Source organism: Hyunsoonleella ulvae, from assembly GCF_016827605.1.
GTDB lineage: Bacteria > Bacteroidota > Bacteroidia > Flavobacteriales > Flavobacteriaceae > Jejuia > Jejuia ulvae.
In genome coordinates this window covers 242,200-256,011 of record NZ_JAEPJQ010000006.1, presented here as the reverse complement: position 1 = coordinate 256,011, position 13,812 = coordinate 242,200, and the positions used below count along the sequence as shown (strand labels likewise).

Genomic DNA, 13,812 nt, shown 5'->3' with positions numbered 1-13,812 from the left:
CAATCAGTTGTTTATCTAATTCTTCTAATTATCAATTTTAACAAGGGACATTTTAGCATTATACGGTTTACTTCCTTTTTGGCTTAAAGCATTTTTAGCTTGGTTTATTGAATTAAACTTTTCATAGTATATAAAATATTTATTGGTGTTTACATCAAAGAAAAAGTTTATATTCTTCTCTCCTGATGCCACCACTTTAGTTACAAAATCATCACGTTTCTCTACACTGTTATGTACTGCAATAACTATATAGTAACCAGGCTCTTCATTCAATACATTTTTAACAATTTGAATATTCTTGGTTTGTTCTTCTCCAAAATCGAAATCTTCCTCTTGTAATGGTACAGCCCTTTCATCAGTAAACTTTTTAATTCTAGCAAGAGTAGCCTTATCTTTATTATATCTATCTTGTTGATTATCATAAGCTGCACGACGTATTCTTCTCTTTCTTTCGAAATCTGTAGCTTCTTTTATTTGTTCTAAATTCAATATCAAATCTCTTTTAGCGCTCAATAAATGCTCTTGTTCAGATTTTAATCGTTCTAGGGCATTTTGGTAAAATTCATTTACTGGGTCATTTTTATCCCTAACTTTTCTCTTACGCTTTAAATACATTGTTTCTAGCTCGATAATCTTTATTTTTTGTTCTTCAAGCGTCTTATCTATTTCATCCTTAATCTTTTCAAGCTCCTGATTTTCTTCCGTTAAACTTTTAAAAGGTTTTGGCTCTAGATAAATTCCTTTTTCACTTAAATCGTTTTCTTCTTTTAAATCATCTAAATCTTTTTGCTTTATAGCAATTTTTTCAGAGAATCGTTTCATTAATTCATCCTGAGTTTTTTTAGCTGCATTAGTTTCACTTACTAAAGCATTCATTGTTTTAGATGCTTCATCATTTGCCACAGGAATATCTTCTTGTTCTATAATAGTTTCATCATTCTCTTCTGCTTCCAACTTCAATCTCGCTTCTTCTTCTTTTCTTTTTCTCTCTGCTTCTTGTTGTAATTGTTCTACTTCTAGGGCTTTGCGTTTCTCCTCTTCAATCTTAGCTTTTTCTATAGCCTCTGCCTTAGCTTTGGCGATAGCTTCTGCTTCTAATCTTTCAGCTTCCTCTTTTTTACGTGCCGCTTCTTCTATTATTCTTTTTCTCTCCTGCTCTTCTCGTAACTTTCTCTCCTCCTCTGCTTTTTTCTCAGCTTCCAACTTCAATCTTGCCTCTTCAATTTTAGCTTTTTCTATTGCTTCTGCCTTAGCTCTAGCCATAGCTTCTGCTTTCAATCTTTCTGCTTCCTTCTTTTTACGCGCTTCTTCTTCTATTATTCTTTTTCTCTCCTGCTCTTCTCGTAATCGTTTTTCCTCTTCTGCTTTTAATCTAGCTTCTTCTAATTTTCTTTGTCGTTCTAATTCCTGTTGTAACTTCTCTTGTTCATCTATAACAGTTTTTTCCTTTATCTCATCTTTAGCTACATTCGTATTACTGTTTTCTACTTTTTTTACCTCTGAAACTTCAGATTGTTCAATTTTTGCATCCGCTTGTTCCTCTTTAGCTTTGGCTTCTTCTAATCTCTCTGCTGCAATTCTTGCTCTTCGTTCTGCTATTCTCGCACGATCTTCGTCGGTTAGGTTATTACGTTTTCTTCTCTTTTTTGTGGAATTAAATACCGATTGTTCCTCATCATCATCTCCATAATTATACCTATAGTTTTTGTTGAAGCGATAGGCTAAGGTAATTTCATGAGAACTTCCAAATTCTGAAAAATCGCCCATAGATTGCTCATAGTTATATTCAATTGCAATATTATTTGTAACGTTGATGCCTACACCTACTGATGCTCCATATAACGTATTATAACCTGCTTGTGCCCATACACCTTTTGGAATATTTAGCATTGCAAGTCCTGAAATAACTGTTTGGTCTTTCTTAAACTCACTTCTTATTAATGTAGAAAACCTACTATTGTCAAAAAAGCCTCTTGAATTCATATAACCCGTGTACATTACATGTGCCTGAAGTCCTTGTTCTGGATTCTCTTCTATGATCTGGGATTCACTTAAATTATAGGATACTAAATTGTTTATGGATACACCAAAATCGAAAAAATCTGTACCATAATTTATACCAGGATTTACTGTTATTAAAAAATTAGATGGTACATTCTGTAGGGATGGATCTGGTGTATTAACAACTACCCTGCCTTGATTCAATCCACTTTGGTAAGCTCCAATATTCAATCCAAAAGTTAAATTGCTTTCTCTACCTATATTTGCATTGTAGGCGAAGTTTAAAATCCCTCCAAAGGTGGTTAAAACACCAAAATTTTGCTGAAATAAACCAACACCCGCTCCAATATTTTCTGAAAAACGACCTGAATAACTAAATAAATAAGACTGCGGCGCATCACTAAATTGAGCCCACTGTCTTTTATTGGTAAAACTTATATACTTATTTTGCTCCCTTACAAAACTAAAGGTTGGGTTAATAGCATATCTATTAAACTTTAAAGAGTTTCTAACGGGTAATGCCAACGCAACAATACCATTGCTCTCTTGAGAATGAAATTGCTGAATAGAACATATTGCTAGAAACATATATAATAGATATTTATTCATTTTACCTTAGAACCGTAATGGACCCTTTTTTTATATTTTGATTTGAGGTTTTTATAATGTAATAGTATACTGGATTTACACCTTTATCATTTAATTCATTTTCAGGCCAATTATTTTGATAGTTATTTGTACTTAATACTACTTTACCTTGGGCACTTATTAATGTAACTTCTGTATTTGTTCCACTTACAAATGCCTGTGGTATTACCCATGTATCGTTGATACCATCTCCATTTGGTGTAATTACATTAGGTATATTTGCAACATCTGGAAATGGTTCTGTAACTTTAAAGCTTATTACTTGTGTTGCATTACAGCCTTGGGTTTGTGTAATATTTACTTTATAATTTCCTTGTTCTGTAACTTCATAATTACTTTCATCAGCCCCCGTAATACGAATATCATTTAAATACCATTCGAATACTGGATTACTTGCTGATGTTGTAACATTTACCATTAATCTTTCTCCTGATTCTAAAATGTTGTCTTCATCGGCATCTATCTCGCTCGTAAAATCTATATTAATTAAATCTATAGAAGCGGATGTAGTACAATCATCCAAATCTACCCTTACCTCATACTTACCGGCTTCATTGGTTTCATACATCTGACTTGTAGCACCATCAATCTCTTTTCCATCTTTAAACCATTGATAAGATGTGCCGTTAATAGCGCTTAAGGTTGTAGGACCATTTGCTTGACAATAGGGGTTACCTAAACTGGAACTGATAGAAGATGATGTTGTACCCGAAGATGCTTCACTTACAGCTACTCTATTTGAAAACGAATCTGATGTACATGTCCCATAATTGGTTTCAACAAAATATGTCCCCTCTGTATTTACCTCTAAACTCTCGCCTGATGCTATAAATACTGATGTTGTAGGACCAGTTTCTTTGTACCAATTAAAAGTTAAGCTAGGATATTGCAATGGGGAATCGTTCATGGCGTCTCCCGGGTTGTCAATTGTGAGCAAGTAGCTTCCACCCGAACAAAACACCCCAGTGTCTATCAAATTATTGATAGTAAATGGACTGTCCTGAATTTTATAATAAGCAGCAAATGCATTTGAGGCACTACTAGTAGCTTGAGGAGACGTACTTTTTACCCTTAATTTGTATCCTTCCCCTGCAGTATCATTTGGTATTGAAAAGCTTAAAGTAGCAGGAGATGTAGTCACACTACCTTCTATTGATGAAAATACAATTGTAGCATTAGAAAAACTACCATTTTCATCAGATAATTCTATAATAAATCTGTTTGATGTTCCTAAATTTTCCACTGGAGAAAATGAAAACGTAACATCATATGTGTTAAAAGAAGAACTGGCGCACGCTTGTGTAAACCCTAAATTGGGCTTACTTATAACTATCTGCGCTTTTAAGGCAGAACTAGCCCATAGCAAGAAAATAAAAAAAGTAAAAAAAGTAAAATTCCGCATGCAGTTCTATCGTTTAATAAAACCCCTAGGAATTAAATTGCACCCATATAAGCTTTGGATGTGTTTGAGATTAAATGCCTAGAGTTATACCATATAAATTATCGATTAATATTTTTTTTAGTCATCCAATGCATCCTTATCAACATTAGATGCTATGATTTTATTTATTCTAAGCCTAAAATCTGGTCGTTTATAATTATCAGACGCAATAAAAGTTTCTGTATTATTACTCTTGGAATAGACATTAAAAAAAGCTCTGTTTCCGTACCAGTTTTCTAAATCATCATTATTACTATTGTTCTCAACAAAAATGTTACCATTACAATTATTAAAGTACATCTCCTTGAACTTAATTTTTTCTAGATTGTCCTGATTGACATAAATATTTTGATCTAAAATCACTGCTGGATTAAAACCAGAGATCACACTTTTAGACATATTTAATTTGGCATCAACCCCTACATAAATAGCCTCATGAACTAAATTCATTTTAATTGCAGACTTTAAATCTTTACTGGTATTTAAAAACGTTAAGTTTGTAGCTTCTATTGATGTTTGACTCTTTTGAAAATCTACCTCTTCTTTTTTATGGTATGAAAGCACTTGTAAGCATCTGTCTCCACTACCGTTAGAGGCATAAGGTGATCTAACTGCTAATGAATTGGATATTATAGATGAAGTACCATAATTAAATTTAAAATCTGTTCCCTTTGTTTTGTATGACACTAAATTTGACAAAGAAAGATTCCCCCCCCAAATTTCAAACCCATCCTCTTCAACGTTACTAACCATAATGTGGTCTACCTCGGTACCTGCTCCAACACTAGCGAGTAAAAGTCCATTAAAATAGGTATCTTGAGATACACGCTTACCTGCATATTCTATACGAACATATCGTATGATTCCTGAAGCACCTAATACTTCGTCTCCTCCGTAATTAGTGTTAGCGTAATCTGAAGGGCTAAGGTTTGGGTAAAACGATGCCACAGAACCTGAACCGTATCTATTTATTGGGGCGTCTCCCAGAAGCATTACACCTCCCCAATCTCCAGCTCTTTTAACACTTCTATTTGAAGTAAAAATAATGGGGTCCGTAGCTCTACCTTCCGCCAAAATTTTAGCACCTCTAGAAATAGTCAAAGATCCCACAGTCTTATAATCTCCAAGAATCACAGAACCTGGCTCTATGGTTAAAGTTACACTTGGGGCTACAAAAACACTTCCTAAAAGTAAATAGACCTCTCCCTTTTTTAATGTAGTATTCTCCTTAATAGTTCCAGCCAGTATTTGTGTGGGCTCGCCATAATCAATTTTATTTGATTGAAACTGGGTCCAATTGTTTAACCAATTATTTTCTCCAATAATGCCTTTTTCCTGTTGCGCAAAACAACCAAAGGTTATCAAAGACACCAAGAGAATTTGAGTTATTTTTTTCATTGTACTAATTTTTTACATCGAGGGTAAATGCTCGCAATTAACATAATCAAAAATAAAAGAATATTCTATGAAATACCAAATATTTCGATAAAATGCACTTTTATTCACTAATTTAAATCTAAAAAATCGATGAAATGCAACTATTTAAGATTTAAAATATAAATGAAAGAATAAGATTATAAAATAAATTCTTTCATAAACATTAAGAAAACAGATACAAAGAAAGAAACCCAATGATGATTGGGTTTCTTTGTAACTAAAAAAAAGTCTTAATGAAATTCGCTATACTCATGTAATGATTTGAGTGTTTCTTCATAAAAAATGATAGCTGAAACTAAATCATTGGTATCGGAGTATGGCAATATTCTTTTTTGAAATTCTGAAGTTTTTTCTATAAACTCATCAGTGGCTTCAAATTGGTCATCCAAAGCTTTCCTATTGTCACTATCATTAGGTATACCTAAAGTAGACATAGTAACTCCTGGTTTAGTGGCAAATGCTATGTAAGGCATTAATTTCACTAAGCTTTCAATTCTCTCTTCATAAAGCACCAATAACTCTCCTTTAGCCATTCTATCCAACTCATCTTTACTATGATATTTTTTTATGGCTACGTCGTCACTAATAATGCTTTTTGGCTGTTTCTTTTTTTGAGAGAAACCAATACTAGAGATTAATATAAAGCAAAAACTAAGAAAGAATAATTTCGTTTTCATGGATTATGATTTGGGTTTAGGCTGCTAAAATATGTAATTTATCGTAAAAAACAATCATTTTATCGATTTTTTTGAAGTATTTTTACTTTGTACTACATTCTTATCTCGATCATATTTGATTTAAAAAAGTAATTTTTTGACAATTAATTAATAAGTAATTTATTTTTCAACCCCATAAATAAAGTATTTTTGCCTTTTAAAATATATACATGAATTTATCACAGGTTAAACTTGTAGTAACTGATATGGATGGTACTTTACTTAATTCTAAACATGAAGTAAGTCCATTATTTTTACAACTTTTTAAAAAATTAATTAAACACGATATCATTTTTGTAGCTGCTAGCGGGAGACCATATTATGGAATGGTTGATAAATTGTCTGAAATTAAGGATGATATAATAATTGTAGCTGAAAATGGTGGCTTAGCCATCCATGAAAATAACGTATTCCTCTCCAACCCTATCCTTGAAAAAAATTTTAAAAGCATCATAAGTATAATTGGTACTGTTGAGAACGCCCACCCAGTATTTTGTACTCAAGATAGAGCGTATGTGATGAGTAAATCTCATCAATTACTAAACCTGTTATCGGAATATTATCATAATTATAAGGTAATAAATCATCCAAGAGAAATTGTAGAAGAGGTGTATAAAGTTGCTTTATTTCATGAGGAAAGTTCTGAAAAACACATATATCCCCATATTAGAGTATTAGAATCTGATTTTAAAGTAAAATTATCTGCAACACATTGGGTTGATATATCTGAAAACATTGCTAATAAAGGTACTGCTATTAAACACATACAAAAGAAGTACAACATTAGTGACGAGGAAACCCTTGCGTTTGGTGATTATAACAACGACTTAGAAATGCTAGAGAACGCTTATTTTAGTTTTGCGATGGCAAATGCTCATCCTCTGGTAAAATCTGTGGCTAGATTTGAGACTAAGAGTAACAACGATTTAGGTGTTGAAATTATTCTTCAAAAACTCTTGATGGAAAAAGAAAAATTGGTTTTCAAACCGTAAATTTTTATTTTTATTACGCAACCTTTATCAATTTTAATCATCTTTTAAGTAAAAACGTATATTTTATTATGAAATTTAAGTTTTTAGCCCCTATCTTATTTTTGTCCTTAATATTCAGTTGTAGTGTTGACAATGCTGATCCAGAAGTTGATACTCTGGAGGCGCAAAGTGTGGAAATATTTCAATGGCACTTAACCAATGTATCTGGTGGTATTGCCGGTGTTGATGTTAATTTTGAGGTGGATACTATCGTATGGGTTTTTAATGTTGATTTTGTAGGAAACGGCACGCTAAAAGTACTAAACAACAATACGGATACATCGTTAGAAGATGGTTTAGATACTGGAACCTACTCTATCTCAATACCCGTATATGGCACCCAATCCATAATTTTTATTGATGGAGAAGAATATGCTGGATTACTTACTCCAACCGAGGAAGATTTAATCATTAATCAGAATATTAAATCGGATGGGGCGGCAGCTACGGATGGTTTTATCTATACCTTTAAACGAAGGATAGTTACCGACGACTAGTTAGGTTTTTTGTTTTTTCTTTTTTGCTGCTGGAAACAAAACGTTGTTTAGTATTAATCGATAACCTGGAGAAGTAGGGTGTAAATCCAATTCTGTTTTAGCATCTCCTACCCTATGTTGATAATCTTCAGGGTCATGTCCGCCATAAAACGTAAAAAAACCTTTTCCTTTAATACCATGGATGTATTTGGCTTCCCCATTAGTGCGGTTTTCTCCCATTACCAAAACATTGGATTTTATCTCATCTCGCGTAAAAGCTGTAGTTTGCCCCATGAAACCTTTTACTAGTGCTGTATGATTTTGACATAGCATAGTTGGTATAGGATCCCATTTGGCCGAAAATTCTAATAAAGAAAAATAGTCTGTTGTTTTAGAAATTGCTCGTTTTCTCGTGGTATCTATAGATGAGAACTCGTATATCTTAGGGTTTCTTTCTAATAGAAAATTTGTGAAAGCAAAAGTTTTACTGTAATCAATTCTATTCTGGTAGGCAGGGTCGCTACCATCACCATCAAACATCGGTTCACATATATCGACCCCTTCTGATGCGAGTGCAATATCAAAACTATCAGTCGCACTACACATGGCGAACATAAAGCCTCCTCCTAAAACATAGTTTCGTATCTTCAATGCTACATCAAGTTTAGCATCAGATACTTTGGCGTATCCCAATTTTGTTGCCAAAGCCTCAGCCTCTTTCTTTTCTTGTATATACCATGATGAGGATCGGTACATACCATAAAATTTGCCGTATTGGCCCGTAAAATCTTCATGGTGTAAATGCAACCAATCAAATAATAAAAGACTATCATTTAAAACTTCTTCATCATAAATCGTCTCATAAGGAATCTCGGCATACTTCAAAACCATAGTAACCGCATCGTCCCAAGGTAATTTACCTTTTGGCGTATACACTGCTATTTTTGGTGCTTTTTCTAAAATTATTGCCTCCATGTTTTTGCTGGGACTAGCAATCTCCTCAAGAATACTTTCGGCTTTTCCATTGGAAACAACTTCAAAAGACACCCCTCTTATTTGACATTCTTGCTGAATTGCCTCGGTATCAGGCAATAAAAAAGAACCGCCTCTATAATTCAATAACCATTTTACTTTCAGTTGTTTCTCTAACGTCCAATAGGTTATCCCATAAGCCTTTAAGTGGTTTTTTTGGCTTTCTGCATCCATTGGGATAAGGACATAAGACGCATGAATTTCAAAGCAAAAAAGAAAAATTATCGAGACTATCAGGGCTTTTTTCATAATCCGAAAGATAAAGAAAAAAACAACCTTAGTGAATTAATCATATGTTAAAAAGGCACATCGTTATCATCATCTTCATTAAACGAACTACCGAAGGCTTGGTCAGGACTTGCTGTAAAGTTATCAGCCTTAAACGTATCATCATTGGCAGCTGCATTCATTTTACTGTGGAATTCAAAAGGAGAATCAAAATCATCCAGATTATCAAACTTACCTAAATGCCCTAGGAATTTTAATCGAATATTTTCTAAACCACCATTTCTGTGTTTGGCTATAATAAATTCTGCTTGTCCTTCGGTTGGTGAACGCTCTTCATCATCCCATTCATCAATTTTATAATACTCAGGCCTGTAAATAAAGCTTACAATATCTGCATCTTGCTCGATTGCTCCAGACTCACGTAAATCTGATAGTAATGGGCGTTTACTTCCCCCACGGGTTTCAACGGCACGTGATAACTGAGATAACGCTATTACTGGTACATTTAATTCTTTTGCAAGTGCTTTTAAGTTCCTGGAAATCATGGAAATTTCTTGTTCACGATTACCTGCATGGCTACTTCCACCTGTCATTAATTGTAAATAATCAATCATAATGAGTTTTATACCATGTTGCGAGGATAAACGGCGTGCTTTCGCCCTTAAATCAAAAATTGATAGTGACGGTGTATCATCAATAAATAATGGTGCTTTTTCTAAATCCTTAACTTTTACATTAAGCTGTTCCCATTCGTGCTTTTCGAGCTTTCCTGTTCTTAGTTTTTCTGAGGACAGTCCAGTTTCACTTGAAATTAAACGTGTAATAAGCTGTACAGAAGCCATTTCTAGAGAAAAGAAAGCTACAGGAATATTTTGGTCTACAGCAATATTTCTGGCCATAGACAAGGTAAGAGCGGTTTTACCCATACCTGGTCTTGCTGCAACGATAATTAAATCTGAAGGTTGCCACCCTGAAGTTAATTTATCTAGTTTATGAAACCCTGTAGGAATACCACTTAAACCTTCCTTATTAGAAATTTCCTCAATCTTCTTTTTAGCTTGAATAACTAATTCCTGAGCTGTTTCACTGGATTTTTTAATATTACCCTGAGTAACTTCATAGAGTTTAGATTCTGCTTTATCCAACAAGTCAAAAACATCCTTAGTTTCATCATATGAATCTTCAATAATTTCATTAGAAATTTTAATTAAACTCCTTTGAATAAACTTTTGAAGTATGATGCGGGCATGAAACTCTATATGTGCTGAAGAAGACACCTTTTGCGTTAAGGAAATAAGGTAAAAATCCCCTCCTATCATTTCCAATTTTCCGTTTTTCTTTAACTGCGTTGAAACGGTTAATAAGTCTATGGGTTCACTCCCTTCAAATAACTGAAAAATAGCTTCAAAAATAAGCTGGTGCGCTTCTTTATAAAATGCATCAGGGCTTAAAATATCAATTACCTCATCAACCCCCTTTTTATCAATCATCATCGCTCCAAGCACAACTTCTTCTAAATCAATAGCTTGGGGTGGTATTTTACCTTTTTCTAAGTTAATAATTGTACTCTTATCAACTTTAAATCCTTTTATTTGGTTAGGTTGTTTCATAGCTACTAAAATATACAAATAAAGAATTGTATTTTAAATTTTTTGAGGTTGGTTGTACACGCTTCATCAACAATATTACTGTTGATAACTTAATTCTCTTGTGAATAACCATAAAAAAAAACCTGAAGCCAAAACTTCAGATTTTTTATCTTTTGGTTTTAAAGAAGTTACCCTTTATACACTCCCATATTGGAGTATTTTTCCATGCGTTGGTTCACTAAATCTATTGGTGATAAGTTTTTTAACTCACTGTAATGTTTTTCTATAGCAGTAATTACAGCCTTAAACGTTTTGTCTCTATCTCTATGTGCACCTCCTAAGGGTTCTTTAATGATACCATCGATTATTTTTAGCTTTTTCATATCTGTAGCGGTAAGCTTTAAAGCTTCTGCAGCTCTCTCTTTATGTTCCCAACTACGCCAAAGAATAGAAGAGCATGATTCTGGGGAGATAACTGAATACCACGTGTTTTCTAACATTAGTACACGATCCCCAACACCTATTCCCAGTGCTCCTCCTGAAGCTCCTTCTCCTATAACTATAGTTATTACTGGTACTTTAAGGCGTGTCATTTCTAAAATATTTCGAGCTATTGCCTCCCCTTGACCTCGCTCTTCGGCTTCTAAGCCAGGATAGGCACCTGGAGTATCTAACAATGTTACTACTGGTATACCAAATTTTTCAGCCGACTTCATTAAGCGCAAAGCTTTTCTATACCCTTCTGGGTTAGCCATTCCAAAATTTCTGTATTGCCGCGTTTTGGTATTATAGCCTTTTTGCTGCCCTATAAACATGTAACTCTGGTCTCCTATTTTTCCTAAACCTCCAATCATAGCTTTATCATCTTTAAAGCTTCTATCTCCATGAAGCTCTAAAAATGTATCTCCACAAATAGCCTTTATATAATCTAAGGTATAAGGTCTATTAGGGTGCCTAGATAATTGTACACGTTGCCATGGGCTGAGGTTTTTGTATATATCAGTGGTAGTCTTTTTAAGTTTTTTTTCTATTTGCTCACAAGTTTCAGAGACATCAACTTCACTTTCCTCTCCAATAACTTTACACTTTTGAAGTTGGTCTTCAAGCTCTTTAATAGGTAATTCAAATTCTAAATATTCCATAAGGATTTAAACTTAGTTTTTGGTTAGCGTACAAAATTAAGGAATTTATTTCGTTTCAATTTTAGAAATTAATGTATTTGTTTTCGTTTAAAAGCTTGTTTATTTTTCAAAATCCCATTAACTACTACAGTTGCTATAATTATCGCTGCCCCATAATAAAAATTAGTACTCATCCTTTCTGATTCTGGGTACAATATCACAGCTAGCAGTATACCGTAAATGGGTTCTAGATTGTATGTAAGCACAACCGAAAATGGGCTTATAAGCTTCATAACATAAACAGCTGCTATAAAAGCATAAGCGGTACATACTGAAGCTAGTATAAACAAATACCAAAAATCTTTGCTGCTAAGTTTAAAAAAATCTAATGAAAAGCCATCTTGAAAACATACCATAAATATCGAGATAAACACAACGCCGCTAATAAACTCATAAAATGATATTACCGTTGCTGAATGTTTTTTGAGAAAAACACCATTTAAGACGGCGAATAACGATGAAAAGAAAGCCGACGATATACCTAATAATATACCTTTTAAATACTTTATCTCGCTTTGTGTAATTATAAATACTCCTAGAATGACCAAAACCCCAAATACTATTTCGTATCCTATAATTTTTCTCTTGTAAAAAATGGGTTCTATAAAAGAAGCAAAAAAAGCACCTGTTGAAAACATGGCCAAGGCTATGGAAATATTAGCGGCATCTATGGCTGCAAAAAACGTAATCCAGTGCAATGCAATAATGATACCTGCACACGATAGCCTTACCAAGGACGATTTATCAATTTTTAATTTTATGTTTCTTATTGATATGAAAAAGAATATCAAAATGGTAGCCATGGACATACGAAACCATACCAAAGGAATTGCTGTTATTGAAATTTCTTTTCCTAGAATAGCTGTAAATCCCGCAATAAAAACTAAAAGATGTAGATGAAGGTAACTTTTAACCCTAGCGTTTGGCATTGTATAATAGATATACAGCTAAAATACCAAAAATGAAATTAGGAAACCATACAGCTATTACTGGCGGGAAGTTTGATTGTTGCGCCATTACACCAAAAATTTTATCAAAAAAGACAAACACCATAGCTATACATATACCTAGTGCTAAGTTTACGCCCATGCCCCCTCTGCGCTTTATAGAGGATACCGCTACTGCTATAATGGTTAAGATGAAGATAGAAACCGGTAAACTCCATTTTCTATACAGCACCAGTTTATAGCGTCCTATGTTGGATGAACCCCTAGCTTCTTCCTTTTTTATAAAATTTACCAACTCTGGATATGATAATGTTTCTGCTATATATATTACTGGTGTTAAGTCTTCAGCTTGAAAAGAAAACAACGTATCTTTTCTTCTTTCTATTTCTAAAGTATCTCCTAATGTCCCTACTTTACGTTTTACATAATCAATTAGTCTATACATTGTATCTTTCTCAATGTATCGGATACTGCGAGCACTAATTTTATACTTTAATTCATTATCTTCCAGATGCTCTAGTGTAAAATCTTGTCCTAATTTATTTTTTGAGTCATAACTACTCACATATATAAAATCGTTATCATTTATCTGTCTGTAAACATTTTTATTATCAACTGCACTTTTCCCCCTTTTAAAATATTTATAATCAAACTCATTAAATCCTTTACTAGCCTCTGGTGCTAAAAACATCCCCAAAACAAGTGCAAAAGCTGCTACAATGATAGCCCCAAATATGTATGGCCTAAGAAATCTGGAGAAAGATACACCTGAGCTTAAAAAAGCGACTATCTCTGTATTATTGGCAAGCTTTGACGTAAACCAAATAACCGATAGAAACAAAAATAAAGGAAACAGTAAGTTGGCAAAATAAATTGTAAAATCTAAATAAAACAATGCCACTTCATTAAAAGGTACATTGTTATCTAAAATCTTACCTATTTTCTCAGCTAAATTTACTGTAATTCCAATGGGAATAAACAGCAATAACATCATTAAAAATGTAAATAAATAACGTTTTAATATGTACCAATCAAGTATCTTCATTCAAACTTAATCTCTCCGGTGTAGAGGGACAATACAATTA

11 protein-coding genes are annotated in these 13,812 nt (G+C 33.4%); 2 read left to right on the top strand and 9 right to left on the bottom strand.

What is annotated here, in order from left to right; translation table 11 throughout:
- Positions 1 to 24 precede the first annotated feature (24 nt).
- The 4 genes from JS605_RS15235 to JS605_RS15220 all read right to left on the bottom strand — a co-directional run bounded on the left by JS605_RS15235 (position 25) and on the right by JS605_RS15220 (position 6,204).
- Positions 25 to 2,610, bottom strand: coding sequence for a PorP/SprF family type IX secretion system membrane protein (locus JS605_RS15235; protein WP_203258584.1), 2,586 nt, complete (start codon positions 2,608 to 2,610; stop codon positions 25 to 27).
- 1 nt (position 2,611) lies between these two features.
- The gene (locus JS605_RS15230; protein WP_203258583.1) at positions 2,612 to 4,051 is read right to left on the bottom strand and encodes a T9SS type B sorting domain-containing protein; all 1,440 of its coding nucleotides are present in this window, start codon (positions 4,049 to 4,051) and stop codon (positions 2,612 to 2,614) included.
- A gap of 117 nt (positions 4,052 to 4,168) precedes the next feature.
- The gene (locus JS605_RS15225) at positions 4,169 to 5,488 is read right to left on the bottom strand and encodes a hypothetical protein (RefSeq protein WP_203258582.1); all 1,320 of its coding nucleotides are present in this window, start codon (positions 5,486 to 5,488) and stop codon (positions 4,169 to 4,171) included.
- Between the two features lie 269 nt (positions 5,489 to 5,757).
- Positions 5,758 to 6,204 (bottom strand): hypothetical protein, encoded by a 447-nt coding sequence (locus JS605_RS15220; protein WP_203258581.1) that lies wholly within the window; start codon positions 6,202 to 6,204, stop codon positions 5,758 to 5,760.
- 209 nt (positions 6,205 to 6,413) lie between these two features.
- Between JS605_RS15220 and JS605_RS15215 the strand changes: the two genes are divergently transcribed.
- Positions 6,414 to 7,235: an HAD family hydrolase gene (locus JS605_RS15215; RefSeq protein WP_203258580.1), complete on the top strand. Its 822-nt coding sequence runs from the start codon at positions 6,414 to 6,416 to the stop codon at positions 7,233 to 7,235.
- A 68-nt stretch (positions 7,236 to 7,303) separates the two neighbouring features.
- A complete protein-coding gene (locus tag JS605_RS15210; protein WP_203258579.1) occupies positions 7,304 to 7,771 on the top strand; it encodes a hypothetical protein in 468 nt (155 codons plus the stop codon).
- Here the strand turns inward: JS605_RS15210 and JS605_RS15205 are convergent, their stop codons facing one another.
- The 5 genes from JS605_RS15205 to JS605_RS15185 all read right to left on the bottom strand — a co-directional run bounded on the left by JS605_RS15205 (position 7,772) and on the right by JS605_RS15185 (position 13,772).
- A complete protein-coding gene (locus JS605_RS15205) occupies positions 7,772 to 8,956 on the bottom strand; it encodes an asparagine synthetase B (protein ID WP_394369026.1) in 1,185 nt (394 codons plus the stop codon).
- Between the two features lie 122 nt (positions 8,957 to 9,078).
- Positions 9,079 to 10,620 carry a replicative DNA helicase gene (gene dnaB / locus JS605_RS15200; protein WP_203258577.1) on the bottom strand — a complete coding sequence of 514 codons (1,542 nt, stop codon included), beginning with the start codon at positions 10,618 to 10,620 and terminating at the stop codon, positions 9,079 to 9,081.
- 167 nt (positions 10,621 to 10,787) lie between these two features.
- Positions 10,788 to 11,741 carry an acetyl-CoA carboxylase carboxyltransferase subunit alpha gene (locus JS605_RS15195; protein WP_203258576.1) on the bottom strand — a complete coding sequence of 318 codons (954 nt, stop codon included), beginning with the start codon at positions 11,739 to 11,741 and terminating at the stop codon, positions 10,788 to 10,790.
- A 68-nt stretch (positions 11,742 to 11,809) separates the two neighbouring features.
- Complete coding sequence (locus JS605_RS15190) at positions 11,810 to 12,709, bottom strand: DMT family transporter (RefSeq protein ID WP_203258575.1); 900 nt, start codon at positions 12,707 to 12,709, stop codon at positions 11,810 to 11,812.
- A complete protein-coding gene (locus JS605_RS15185) occupies positions 12,696 to 13,772 on the bottom strand; it encodes an LptF/LptG family permease (protein ID WP_203258574.1) in 1,077 nt (358 codons plus the stop codon). Before JS605_RS15185 ends, JS605_RS15190 begins: the two co-directional genes overlap by 14 nt.
- Between the last annotated feature and the right edge of the window lie 40 nt (positions 13,773 to 13,812).